General features: G+C 42.1%; 11 protein-coding genes. All 11 read left to right on the top strand.

Features of this window, described 5'->3' with window-relative positions; all coding sequences use genetic code 11:
• Positions 1-6: 6 nt before the first annotated feature.
• On the top strand, positions 7-2,364 hold the full coding sequence (locus ACCB35_RS15935) for an endonuclease MutS2 (RefSeq protein WP_374054446.1): 2,358 nt from the start codon (positions 7-9) through the stop codon (positions 2,362-2,364).
• Positions 2,365-2,427: 63 nt separating this feature from the next.
• On the top strand, positions 2,428-2,835 hold the full coding sequence (locus ACCB35_RS15930; RefSeq protein ID WP_044340462.1) for a DUF350 domain-containing protein: 408 nt from the start codon (positions 2,428-2,430) through the stop codon (positions 2,833-2,835).
• A gap of 372 nt (positions 2,836-3,207) precedes the next feature.
• Positions 3,208-4,902: a long-chain-fatty-acid--CoA ligase gene (locus ACCB35_RS15925; RefSeq protein WP_374054445.1), complete on the top strand. Its 1,695-nt coding sequence runs from the start codon at positions 3,208-3,210 to the stop codon at positions 4,900-4,902.
• Positions 4,903-5,038: 136 nt separating this feature from the next.
• Positions 5,039-5,626: a TetR/AcrR family transcriptional regulator gene (locus ACCB35_RS15920; protein WP_374054444.1), complete on the top strand. Its 588-nt coding sequence runs from the start codon at positions 5,039-5,041 to the stop codon at positions 5,624-5,626.
• 21 nt (positions 5,627-5,647) lie between these two features.
• Positions 5,648-6,418, top strand: a complete 771-nt coding sequence (locus ACCB35_RS15915) for an enoyl-CoA hydratase (protein ID WP_044340464.1) — start codon at positions 5,648-5,650, stop codon at positions 6,416-6,418.
• A 143-nt stretch (positions 6,419-6,561) separates the two neighbouring features.
• On the top strand, positions 6,562-7,335 hold the full coding sequence (locus tag ACCB35_RS15910; protein ID WP_374054443.1) for an electron transfer flavoprotein subunit beta: 774 nt from the start codon (positions 6,562-6,564) through the stop codon (positions 7,333-7,335).
• Positions 7,336-7,377: 42 nt separating this feature from the next.
• A complete protein-coding gene (locus tag ACCB35_RS15905) occupies positions 7,378-8,358 on the top strand; it encodes an electron transfer flavoprotein subunit alpha/FixB family protein (RefSeq protein ID WP_044340466.1) in 981 nt (326 codons plus the stop codon).
• Between the two features lie 210 nt (positions 8,359-8,568).
• Positions 8,569-8,883: a thioredoxin gene (gene trxA, locus ACCB35_RS15900; protein WP_044340467.1), complete on the top strand. Its 315-nt coding sequence runs from the start codon at positions 8,569-8,571 to the stop codon at positions 8,881-8,883.
• 117 nt (positions 8,884-9,000) lie between these two features.
• Positions 9,001-10,239 (top strand): hypothetical protein, encoded by a 1,239-nt coding sequence (locus ACCB35_RS15895; RefSeq protein ID WP_374054442.1) that lies wholly within the window; start codon positions 9,001-9,003, stop codon positions 10,237-10,239.
• A gap of 123 nt (positions 10,240-10,362) precedes the next feature.
• The gene (locus ACCB35_RS15890) at positions 10,363-11,310 is read left to right on the top strand and encodes an NAD-dependent epimerase/dehydratase family protein (protein WP_374057043.1); all 948 of its coding nucleotides are present in this window, start codon (positions 10,363-10,365) and stop codon (positions 11,308-11,310) included.
• Positions 11,294-12,220 (top strand): lysylphosphatidylglycerol synthase transmembrane domain-containing protein, encoded by a 927-nt coding sequence (locus ACCB35_RS15885; protein ID WP_374054441.1) that lies wholly within the window; start codon positions 11,294-11,296, stop codon positions 12,218-12,220. The genes ACCB35_RS15890 and ACCB35_RS15885 overlap by 17 nt, the downstream gene beginning before the upstream one ends.

Raw genomic sequence — 12,220 nt, 5'->3', positions numbered from 1 at the left:
CATTCCGTGAATTCTAAAGTATTAAAGACGTTAGAGTTTGATAAGATCAAAGAATTATTAAAGCAATATGCTGCATCCGCACTTGGGCATGCAAGGGTAGCCTCTCTCATGCCGTCCTTGGAGTATGAGGAAATTACAGCTCTTCATGAAGAGACGGATGAAGCCATGACCATCCTCAGGTTGAAAGGTCATGCCCCATTAGGCGGGATTTTCGATATACGTCCACACGTCAAGCGTGCACAGATAGGAGGGATGCTTTCTCCCTCAGAGTTTGTTCAGGTGGCCAGTACGATCCGGGCAAGCAGGAAGCTTACTCTTTTTGTAGAAGAGTTACTGGAGGAAGAGGTGGACATTCCCCTGCTTCAAGGGAAAATGGGCACGGTCATCCCCCTACCCTATTTAGAACAGGATATTAGGAAAGTCGTGGATGATAACGGAGAAATCCTGGATACAGCCAGTGAAGCCCTCCGCACCATCCGTACACAGCTCCGGGCCAATGAAGGACGGATCCGTGAAAAACTTGAACGAATGATCCGTTCATCCAACGCTCAAAAAATGTTATCCGATGCGATCATCACGATTCGTAATGATCGATACGTGATTCCAGTGAAACAGGAGTACAGGGGTCAATATGGCGGCATCATTCATGATCAATCATCATCGGGGCAAACCCTGTTTATTGAACCTGAAGCAATAGTTCAGCTGAATAATCAACTGCGTGAGCTTCGATTAAAAGAACAATCAGAAATCGAAAAGATTCTCCAGGAACTCTCTGAAAGCGTACAAGAAGCCGGAGAAGAACTGCTCTTGATCGTCAGTGTTTTATCAGACATCGATTTTATGTTCACAAAAGCAAAGTTCGGACGATCCATCAAAGGATCTAAACCAACAATCAACAATGAACGACGAATAAAGTTAAATAAAGCCCGGCATCCTCTTCTCCCTATAGATGAGGCTGTGGCGAATGACATTGAGTTAGGGAATGACTTTTCTTCCATTGTCATTACGGGTCCAAATACCGGGGGGAAAACCGTTACCCTGAAAACATTGGGATTAACAAGTTTGATGGCGCAGGCCGGTCTCCCGATCCCGGCCCTTGATGGATCTGAAGTGGGCGTCTTCCGCACCATTTACGCTGATATCGGGGATGAGCAATCGATTGAACAAAGCTTAAGTACCTTCTCTTCCCATATGGTGAATATAGTCGACATCCTAAAAAAAGTAGATCATGAGAGCTTAGTGTTGTTTGATGAGTTAGGTGCAGGAACAGACCCTCAAGAAGGTGCGGCCCTGGCCATTTCCATTCTGGATGAAGTGCATGGGACGGGAGCAAGAGTCGTGGCTACCACCCACTATCCCGAGTTGAAAGCGTACGGATATAATCGTGAAGGGGTCGTGAATGCGAGTGTGGAATTTAATGTAGAAACATTAAGTCCCACCTATAAGCTCTTGCTCGGGGTTCCGGGAAGAAGTAATGCATTTGAGATTTCGAAGCGTTTGGGGCTATCCGATCATGTCATTCATAGAGCGAAGTCCCATATCGGAACGGATAGCAAAGAAGTGGAGAATATGATTGCCTCCCTCGAAGACAGCAGACGTCAGGGTGAACGGGAGCTTGAGGAAGCCCATGAACTTTTAAGACAAGCAGAGAAAATGCATAAAGATATGCAAAAGCAAATGATGGAGTATTACGAGAAAAAAGATACACTGTACGAAAAAGCTCAACAAAAAGCGACTGAAGTGGTTGAAAAGGCAAAGGCAGAAGCTGAACAAGTGATTAAAGATTTACGAAAAATGCAACAGGAAAAATCAGCTCAAATCAAAGAGCATGAACTGATCCATGCGAAAAAACAATTGGAAGAAGCTACACCGAAATTGAAAACGTCCGGTCAAAAGAAAAAAGTCAACCAAACGAAGCATGAGTTAAAACCAGGGGACGAAGTCAAAGTCTTGAGCTTTGATCAAAAAGGCCACTTGGTTGAACGAGTGTCTGCGAAAGAATGGCAAGTACAGATGGGCATCATGAAAATGAAGGTGAAGGAATCAGATCTTGAATTCATTCAATCTCAACAAAAGGTTGAAACCAAGCCACTCGCCACAGTGAAAGGAAAAGACTTTCATGTCAGTCTTGAACTGGATTTACGTGGTGAGCGTTTCGAAAATGCGTTATCTAGAGTGGAGAAGTACATCGATGATGCACTCCTCGCAGGGTATCCACGCGTTTCCATTATTCATGGGAAAGGTACGGGAGCTTTAAGACAGGGAGTTCAGGAGTACTTGAAAAATCACCGGTCGGTTAAAAACATTCGTTTCGGAGATGCAGGCGAAGGTGGTACGGGTGTCACAGTCGTTCAATTTAAATAAGACTCTGCCCTATGTGGGAATTCTAAAAAACGGCTTAATTAAAGCGTTAAAGGGAGCTTTGCAATGGAGAACTTTTGGGAAAATGAATTTGTTCAGACGGCTGGTAATTACAGCGTGGTCATTTTATGTTTGATTCTGTTCCTGGCCATTTTCGAACTGGTGACAAAGTATAGAAATTGGGAAGAAATAAAAAAAGGTAATCTGGCCGTGGCGATGGCAACTGGAGGGAAAATATTTGGGATTGCGAATATTTTCCGCCATTCCATCAGCCACAATGATACTATCCTGACCACGATCGGATGGGGTGTGTTCGGATTTTTCCTATTACTGATCGGCTATTTCATTTATGAATTTCTGACGCCTAAATTTAAGATTGACGAAGAAATTGCAAATGATAACCGGGCAGTGGGCTTCATTTCATTAGTTATTTCAGTTGGTTTATCCTATGTCATAGGGGCAGGTATATCGTAAGGAGAGGAAATATGGAAACATTGGCGAAGGTTTTACTCACTCTATGTGGGGGCTTTTTACTCGTTGGAATCATTTATATGTTGTTCTTTACGTAGCGGTAGAACTTAGAACGATGGTTAACACAATCGATTCACTCTGTGAAAAGAGCTTGGAGATTGAAACAATGCTAAAATAATAATAATGTACGAGCAGACTGTCATATGGTTGAATAGGCAGTCTTTTTTCTTTGTGAAAATCATCTGTGAGGAAGGTCAAGCCTGAAGAGTAGGAAAAAAGTATCGAGTGGATTGAATTCAAATTGTAACTGAAGTCCCCTTATATTATAATGGTGAATAGAAGAAATTTTCTAAATATTCAAAGGGAGGGATTACAATGAACAAACCATGGTTTGCTGAATATCCAGCAGAGATTCCAACGGAGCTCGATCTGATTGAAAAACCACTGCAGTCTTATTTAACCGAGGCAGCTACCCTTTATGGCAGTAAAGTGGCCATTCAATTTATGGGCAAGGAGTTGACCTACACAGAATTACATGAATCGGCACTCAAATTCGCCCATTATCTTAAAACGCTTGGAATCAAGAAAGATGACCGGGTGGCGATCATGCTGCCGAATACTCCTCAATCCGTCATCGCGTACTATGGCATTCTCTACGCAGGTGGAATTGTCGTACAAACCAATCCATTATATATGGAGAGGGAAATTGAATACCAAATGAAGGACTCAGGTGCCAAGGTGATCCTGACATTGGATATTTTGTATCCAAGAGTATCAAAAGCAATGAAGGATACCGAACTTGAACACATCATTGTAACCGCTATCAAAGACTACCTTCCATTTCCTAAGAATCTCATCTACCCATTCATCCAGAAGAAACAATATGGCATTGTGGTAAAAGTGAACCATTCAGGACAGAATCATCTTTTTACGGAGATTATGAAAACAGCCAAACCGGAAAGCACGCAACATGAATTTGATTTTGAAAACGATGTGGCCCTCCTTCAATACACAGGCGGTACGACAGGTTTTCCAAAAGGGGTCATGCTTACCCATAAGAATCTTGTAGCCAATGCTTCCATGTGTGATGCGTGGCTTTATAAATGTAAAAAAGGCGAAGAACGGGTTCTTGGAATACTTCCATTCTTTCATGTGTACGGAATGACAGCGGTTATGATCTTATCCGTCATGCAGGGATACAAAATGATCCTACTCCCTAAATTTGATCCCGAAACAACCTTGAAAACCATTCAAAAGCAGAAACCCACCCTGTTTCCCGGTGCACCCACCATCTATATCGGCCTGTTGAATCATCCCGACCTGAAGGATTATGACTTATCCTCCATCGACTCATGCCTTAGTGGAAGCGCCCCATTGCCGGTTGAAGTGCAGCAGCAATTCGAAGACGTCACCGGAGGGAAACTGGTTGAAGGCTATGGATTGACAGAATCTTCACCTGTCACGCATTCCAATTTTCTTTGGGATAAAGAAAGAATAAAGGGAAGCGTAGGAGTTCCTTGGCCAAGCACGGATGCAGCCATCTTTTCACTTGAAACAGGGGAACCGCTTCCGCCGAATGAAATGGGTGAAATCGTCGTGAAAGGTCCCCAAGTGATGAAGGGTTACTGGAATCGTCCAGAGGAAACCGAACAAACGTTAAAGGATGGCTGGCTATTGACGGGAGATTTGGGGTATATGGATGAGAGAGGCTACTTCTATGTCGTTGATCGCAAGAAGGATATGATCATTGCCGGAGGCTTTAATATTTACCCTCGTGAAATAGAAGAGGTCCTTTATGAACATCCTGCGATTCAAGAGGTTGTAGCTGCAGGCGTTCCAGATGAATACAGGGGAGAAACCGTAAAGGCGTATGTGGTCCTGAAAGAAGGGGAGTCCCTGACAGAGGAAGAACTCAATGAATTTGCCCGTAAATTCCTGGCAGCCTACAAGGTACCCCGGATTTATGAATTTAGAAAAGAGCTTCCAAAGACGGCTGTAGGAAAAATATTACGCAGGGCACTTGTAGACGAAGAGCGCCAAAAGATAGAGGAAGAACAGAAAACAAGTTAAATGAATACCATTGGGCTTTTTCTTTTTGTTGTATAATTGGACAAGGCATCTCTTCTTGACAAGTAAAGAGAAACCTTTTAATATAAAAATATGAATGAACAGTCATTCATATTTTCTTAAGGCAGGTCAAGAACCCATGAAACGAAATAAACCTAAATACAAACAAATTATCGATGCTGCTGTTATCGTTATAGCTGAAAATGGTTACCATCAGGCACAAGTGTCCAAGATCGCGAAACAGGCCGGAGTCGCTGATGGAACGATTTATCTCTATTTTAAAAATAAAGAAGATATCCTGATTTCGTTGTTTAAAGAAAAAATGGTACTCTTTGTCGAAAAAATTGAGGAAGTTATTGCAGGAAAACAGACAGTTTCAGAGAAATTATTAGTGATGATTGAAAATCATTGTAAAATTCTGTCGGATGATCACCATCTAGCGATTGTGACACAACTGGAGCTCAGGCAGTCCAATAAGGAGATCCGCTTAAAGATCAATGATGTGTTAAAGGGATATCTGCAATTAGTCGATAAAATCCTGATTAGCGGAGTAGAATCCGGAGAGTTTTCCAGTGATCTGGACGTCCGGCTTGCCCGGCAAATGATCTTCGGCACTCTGGATGAAATGGTGACAACGTGGGTGATGAACGATCAGAAGTATGACTTAGTTGCTCAAGTCCCTGCTATTCACAAACTATTACTTCATGGATGTGGCGGCAGGAACTAAATTAGTTTAGGGGGATGAGAGATGGAAAGTTTATCATGGTCATTAGAGGGAAAGGTAGCAACGGTTCTGATCCAAAGGCCTCCTGCTAATGCATTAGCCAGTGGACTTATTAAAGAAATCGATGCAGTTCTGGATGAGCTTGAAGAAAACGCTGACGTCAGAGTGATCTTACTGAAAGGTGAGGGCCGCTTCTTCTCTGCGGGTGCTGACATTAAAGAATTCACGACGATTGAAAGCGGAGAAGAATTCTCTCAATTGGCGAAAAAAGGCCAGGACGTTTTCGAACGGATGGAGAACTTTTCAAAGCCGATCATTGCAGCCATTCATGGAGCCGCTTTAGGCGGGGGATTGGAGCTTGCAATGGGATGTCACATCCGATTGGTCAGCGAGAATGCAAAGCTTGGTTTACCAGAGCTTCAGTTAGGGCTTGTTCCTGGATTTGCCGGCTCCCAGCGCTTACCTAAATTGGTAGGCAGGGCAAAAGCGGCAGAAATGCTATTAACGAGTGAACCAATCAGCGGAACCGAAGCTGTACAGTGGGGACTTGCCAATAAGGCATACCCTGAAGATCAGCTCTTCGATAAAGCGAAGGAAATGGCCGATAAGATTGCGAAGAAGAGCCCTGGAGCGATGAAAGCAGCCATTGAGCTGTTGAGTTATACTAAAGATGACCGTTTCTATGAAGGCGTAATGAGAGAATCGGATCTTTTCGGTGAAATATTTGTATCAGCTGATGCCAAAGAGGGTATTTCAGCTTTTGTCGAAAAGCGCGAACCACACTTTAAAGGCTAGAATACATTCTTGTAATATAGTAAACTCTTATTGAGGGGCAGTCTTGAATGGAAGTTTCCGTTCAAGCTGCCCATTCAAAGGGGTTAAATTGTCGAAATCTTTTTAAGGGAAAGAATGTTTACATTATTAGGAGGGACTTACGGATGAACATCTATGTACTTTTGAAAAGAACGTTTGATACTGAGGAGAAAATTTCGATCCAAAACGGTCAAATTGCTGAAGATGGAGCTGAATTTATCATAAATCCTTACGATGAATATGCAGTGGAAGAAGCAATTCAAGTTCGCGATGCACATGGTGGAGAAGTGACGGTCGTATCAGTTGGCGGAGAAGAAAGCGAGAAGCAGCTGAGAACAGCATTGGCGATGGGGGCAGACAAAGCAGTCCTGATCAACACAGAAGACGATCTTGATTATGGAGACCAATTCACTACAGCGAAAGTGTTGGCTCACTATTTAAAAGAGCAGGAAGTTGACTTGATTCTTGCGGGTAATGTTGCGATTGATGGTGGATCTGGACAAGTTGGTCCCCGAGTAGCCGAGCAACTTGATATCCCATATGTAACAACGATCACAAAGTTGGAAATCGATGGTGAAACCGTAACGGTCACTCGCGATGTAGAAGGGGACTCTGAGGTAATTGAAACATCTCTGCCACTATTAGTAACGGCACAACAAGGTTTGAATGAGCCTCGTTATCCATCACTGCCAGGAATCATGAAGGCAAAGAAAAAGCCTCTTGATGAAGTGGAATTGGATGATTTGGATTTAGATGAAGATGAAGTAGAAGCGAAAACAAAAACAATTGAAATCTACCTTCCACCGAAGAAGGAAGCAGGTAAAGTGTTAGAAGGCGAATTGGATGCTCAAGTATCAGAGCTTGTTTCACTTCTTCGTAATGAAGCGAAAGTTATATAAGGCAAGGTCAAAGGAATAACTAACATTCAGGGGGTATTTAACATGGCGAGAAAAGTATTGGTACTTGGAGAAGTTCGGGACGGATCATTACGTAATGTTTCCTTTGAAGCAATTGCGGCAGGTAAAACAGTAGCTGAAGGCGGAGAAGTGGTAGCCGTTTTAATTGGTAAAAGTGTAAGCGCTTTAGGCGAAGAAATGATTCAGTATGGAGCAGACAAAGTAGTGGTTGTCGAAAACGATAAGCTGGAACAATATACTTCGGACGGTTATTCACAAGCGATTCTTTCTGTGATTGAGGAAGAGAAACCAGAAGGAATCATCTTTGGACATACTGCCCTTGGGAAAGACTTATCTCCTAAAGTGGCAAGCAAATTAAGTTCAGGATTGATCTCGGATGCGACAGATCTTGAGGAAGCTGGCGGAAACCTCGTTTTCACAAGACCGATTTATTCAGGAAAAGCATTTGAAAAGAAAATCGTGACTGACGGATTGATTTTTGCGACGATCCGCCCTAATAACATCGAACCATTAGCGAAAGATGAGTCACGTACAGGAGAAGTCACTTCCCTTTCCGTCGACATCAAGGACTTACGTACGATCATTAAAGAAGTCGTTCGTAAAGCAAGCGAAGGTGTAGACTTATCAGAAGCGAAAGTCATTATCGCCGGCGGACGCGGAGTGAAAAGTGAAGATGGCTTCAATCCTCTTAAGGAACTGGCAGATGTACTTGGTGGGGCTGTAGGGGCATCCCGTGGAGCATGTGATGCAGATTACTGTGACTATTCCTTACAGATTGGCCAAACAGGTAAAGTGGTAACGCCTGACCTCTATATTGCATGTGGTATTTCCGGAGCAATCCAGCATTTAGCAGGGATGTCGAATTCAAAAGTAATCGTTGCGATTAACAAAGATCCAGAAGCGAACATCTTTAACGTAGCGGATTACGGAATCGTTGGTGACCTATTCGAAGTGGTACCGATGCTTACAGAAGAATTTAAAAAGCTTAAAGTATCTTCTTCTTAATCCACACCGACGTTTTACAGTGGCGTTATGAGGGTATGAACATAATATGAAGTACCGATAAGGATGCGGCCAGATGGCTGCTCCTTATTTTTGCATTCCTTGTATATTCCGTTTTATGAAGGGCATATTACCTACGAGCAGATTAATAGCATCCCCCAAAAAACGGTGATATACTTACGTTACATTCAAAGATTTAGGAGGCGCATATAAATGGCAATTACAAATGCAACTGATCAATCATTCTCAACTGAAACAAATTCTGGACTGGTATTAGCGGATTTCTGGGCACCTTGGTGTGGACCTTGTAAAATGATCGCTCCAGTACTGGAAGAGTTAGATAGCGAAATGGGCGACAAAGTGAAAATCGTCAAAGTTGACGTTGATGAAAATCAGGAAACAGCAGGTAAATACGGTGTTATGAGTATCCCGACATTAGTTGTCCTTAAAGACGGCGAAGTTGTAGATAAAGTGATCGGTTTCCAACCTAAGGAAGCACTTGCTGAACTATTAAACAAACATGCATAAGAAATTCTTTTAAAATGCCGAGGCTGACATTACAGCCCCGGTGTTTTTTTTTGTTTGAACAAAATTTTCAAAAAACGTTGACTATGAGAATCATTCTCGATATAATTTTAAACGGAAATGAAAATCATTATCATTTATATATTCAATACATTCTGGGGGTACATACATATGAAAAAGAGAGACTTATCCAAAATTTTTGCAGCATTTCTTTTATCAGGTTCTGTATTAGCAGGTTGCGGTAGCGCATCGGAGGAACCAAAAGAAGCAGATCAATCGTCAGAAGAGAAGAAAGAAGAACCAAAAGAAGAAGCAAAAGATGAGATGACACTTAATGCGGAATCACAGGTTAAAGCGTATTCAGATATGAAAGCTGAATTAGAGAAGATGAAAGAAGACAAGGAAGTAAATTGGGATACTGTAAATGACATTTATACTTCTGAGTTGCAAGCATCAGTAAATGAAGTGAATGGTGAATTTTCTCAAGGGATTGAAGCGGCTATTTCCGGCGGTAAATCAGGTGAGCTTGAGAAAAACGTTGCACGTCAAATCATTGATAAATTAACACAATCGTATTTCTATCAAGTTCAAAAAGGATTACAAGGTCAAGCGGGGGAAGATCTGGAGGCTGATAAAGCGGATGATGCAAAAGCAAAGTTTGCTGAGGTCAAGTATTTAGCTGAAAATGTATTCATCCCTACAGCAGAAAAGCGTGATGGCTTATACGAGTTATCAGGTGAATCCAGCATGGTAGAAAACATCAACAACGGTCTGTCTCTACAGGAAGAGGCATTGGCTGATTCAAATGCGGAAGACTTCGCTGTTTATAAGCAAGTGACAGATAAATCCATCTATCAAAGCTATTACCTTGCTTCCAAATCGTATGCTGAAAAAATCAGCAAAGCGGTTGAAGAAGGAAATACGGAAGAGTTAGCGATTATGCAAGCAGAAGGATATGGGTTCCTTCAAGCGATTAAAGGATCTTTAGCTGGTGGAGACGAAGCTAGCGCGAATGAATTGGATTCTATCTTCTCGCTGGAAAATGATCCATCTACGATTGATGCTGAGAAAGTCAATTCACTTTATACAAAAGCAATCAAAGGGAAAGCAGCAGGGTATCACGAAGAAGCTGCAGCAGCTGTAGAGTCCGGTGATGTTGCGACAGCCAAGGTAGAGGCAATGGAAGGAAATATGTTTGTTAAAATGCTAGAGGTGAACGTGAAGAACCAACTTGGAGAAGAGAAATCACAAGAGCTGTTTGATCTTTCTCAAAAATGGTTTGAAGCGATCTCTTCTGAAAAAGCAGATGAAGCGAAGCAGCACAGTGAAGCTATCCTTAACATCCTGAATCAATTATAATCTAGTATATAGAGGCTGGCCCGTTATATGGGGTCAGTCTCTATTTTTAAGTAATTTTTATTCTCCAGCGGGAATTGTGCTAAACTAGACCTATTGTCTAAAAGTCAAGAGAGTGTGATGAAAGTGAAAATCGTGATAACAGGCGGTGCGGGATTTATCGGGATGCACCTTACCCAAAGTCTTATGAGTAAGGGTTATCAGGTGTCAATCATTGATTGTTTCCATACCTATTATTCAACCGATCGGAAGAAACAGCATTTGAAAGAGATTCAATTCCCTGCAAGGGATTTATATGAGGTGGATTTGGTAGATCGTGAGAAGACCAAAGCCATCATCCATAAATTAAAGCCCGACGCGGTCATACATTTAGCTGCATTGCCGGGGGTGGCCTATTCATTGGAAGAGCCGCTGAAGTATGTTGATTATGATATTAAAGCAACGATTAATATTATAGAAGCTTGTGGAGAAGCGGGAGTCAAGCGCTTATTGTTCGCTTCATCATCCTCTGTTTATGGAGATAAACCGGGAAGGGCGTTAAAGGAAGAAGATGCAGATGGGATGACCATTTCTCCATATGCAGCTTCTAAATGGAGTGCAGAAAGCTTCTGCCATATGTATGCTCATATGTACGATATGCATGTGAACATTCTTCGTTTCTTTACGGTGTATGGTCCCTGGGGAAGACCGGATATGGCGATCCCTAAATTCATATCGAAACTTTTAAAGAACGAGTCCATCTCCATTTTTGGCAGTGATAGTGGACGGGACTATACGTATATTGATGATATCATCCATGGAATACAATTGACCTTACAAAAGGGGAAAAGGGGAGAAACCTATAATCTGGGAAGTGGCCGGGTTGTGAAAATGACTGCCTTATTAGAGATTCTTCGTCCCCATTTTCCTGAAATGAACGTACACTACGACACGTACCGTATGGGAGATGTTATTTCTACACATTCAGATATTTCCAAGGCTGAATTGCATTTGGGATATTCTCCAACCACCACCATTGAAGACGGAATAGGGAATACCCTTCTGTGGGCAAAGCAAAATGAAAAGCATTTATAAATATTTTACGTACTTAATCGGAATCGGGATCGTTTGCTACTTCATATGGTTCATTGCAACTGGCTGGGACCATATGCAGTTTAAACGGCTTTTATCCCAACTGATTCTTCATCCCGTCCTGGTGATGTCGGGGTTGTTCATTTATGGTTCTTCATTTTATTTAAAAGGCATGGCCACGAAAAAACTATTGGGTGATAACATCAAGCTTGCCAGTGCCATGTATGGGCTTTGGTACAGCTTGGCACTTAATCATCTACTGCCAGTCAAAGGCGGCGATGTGATTCGTTCGTATATTTTATATGAAAGAGAAGGATTGTCTAAATCAGCTTCTGCACAATCTGTTATTATAGTAAGGTTGATGGATATTCTCTCACTTTGTCTATTGGTTTCTTTGGGGATATCGTTTGTAGCTTTGGAAAATCCATTATCACAAGAAATTCTTTTAGTTGTGGGAGGAGTTACCCTGGCGATAGGAGTGATCTCTTATTACAAACGTCAATTTCTCCATCATCAATGGAAAGTCATGCTCTCCCTCATAAAGGGGAGGGGATTTTTCTATGCGTTTTTCCTTGTTTTCATTAGTTGGATATTGGAAGCGGCCCTTTTACTGTCTGTTTGTATCGCAACAAGCACAGGAATATCCACTTTTCAAGGGATATGGGTGAATAGTCTGACCATACTCGGGCAGGTTTTTCAAATTACTCCCGGCGGGCTTGCGAACTATGAAACGATCATGGCTTTTGGTCTCAGCCAATTCTCCATACCGTTTGAAAAAGGAATTGCCATTGCGGTTTTGACACATGGAATAAAATTCGTATTCTCATATTCTGTCGGTCTTTATGCCTTATTGAAGTATCCCATTTCCCCAACTCTCATAAAAAAATTAAGAAAAAGAAAAGGAGGGGCATGA

The sequence above is a fragment of the Rossellomorea sp. FM04394 genome (assembly GCF_041889765.1).
GTDB classification, from domain to species: domain Bacteria; phylum Bacillota; class Bacilli; order Bacillales; family Bacillaceae_B; genus Rossellomorea; species Rossellomorea aquimaris_B.
This window is presented reverse-complemented; position numbering and strand designations above follow the sequence as displayed.

Excerpts from the sequence above, each read along its gene's own strand:
- ACCB35_RS15930 (WP_044340462.1), top strand. The coding sequence starts at position 2,428 with ATGGAGAACTTTTGGGAAAATGAATTTGTTCAGACGGCTGGTAATTAC.
- ACCB35_RS15925 (WP_374054445.1), top strand. The coding sequence starts at position 3,208 with ATGAACAAACCATGGTTTGCTGAATATCCAGCAGAGATTCCAACGGAG.
- ACCB35_RS15920 (WP_374054444.1), top strand. The coding sequence starts at position 5,039 with ATGAAACGAAATAAACCTAAATACAAACAAATTATCGATGCTGCTGTT.
- ACCB35_RS15915 (WP_044340464.1), top strand. The coding sequence starts at position 5,648 with ATGGAAAGTTTATCATGGTCATTAGAGGGAAAGGTAGCAACGGTTCTG.
- ACCB35_RS15910 (WP_374054443.1), top strand. The coding sequence starts at position 6,562 with ATGAACATCTATGTACTTTTGAAAAGAACGTTTGATACTGAGGAGAAA.
- ACCB35_RS15905 (WP_044340466.1), top strand. The coding sequence starts at position 7,378 with ATGGCGAGAAAAGTATTGGTACTTGGAGAAGTTCGGGACGGATCATTA.
- trxA (WP_044340467.1), top strand. The coding sequence starts at position 8,569 with ATGGCAATTACAAATGCAACTGATCAATCATTCTCAACTGAAACAAAT.
- ACCB35_RS15895 (WP_374054442.1), top strand. The coding sequence starts at position 9,001 with ATGAAAATCATTATCATTTATATATTCAATACATTCTGGGGGTACATA.
- ACCB35_RS15885 (WP_374054441.1), top strand. The coding sequence starts at position 11,294 with ATGAAAAGCATTTATAAATATTTTACGTACTTAATCGGAATCGGGATC.